A 315-nucleotide genomic window follows, 5' to 3' on the forward strand; every position below is an offset into this window, starting at 1 on the left:
ATCAGCCATGACCTGACGACGGTGCAGGCGATCTGCGACGAGGTCGCGGTGATGTATCGCGGCGTGAAGGTCGAGCAGTTGCCGGCCGACCAGGTCGGCAAGGCTGGCGGCCACCCCTATGCGCGGCCTGTCTCTTATACACATCTGACGCTGCCGACGATTAACCTTCGGTGTAGATCTCGGTGGTGGCCGGATCATTAAAAAGGGGGGGGGGGGGGGGGGGGGGGGGGGGGGGGGGGGGGGGGGGGGGGGGGGGGGGGGGGGGGGGGGGGGGGGGGGGGGGGGGGGGGGGGGGGGGGGGGGGGGGGGGGGGGG

The 315-nt window shown here is 74.3% G+C and carries 1 pseudogene; it reads left to right on the top strand.

Going from position 1 to position 315, the window contains the following annotated elements:
- Positions 1-201: pseudogene (locus JHD80_RS28925) on the top strand (hypothetical protein); the annotation flags it as partial.
- Positions 202-315 lie beyond the last annotated feature (114 nt).

Origin of the sequence: Allobosea sp. ASV33, assembly GCF_016428755.1 — a bacterium.
GTDB lineage: Bacteria > Pseudomonadota > Alphaproteobacteria > Rhizobiales > Beijerinckiaceae > Allobosea.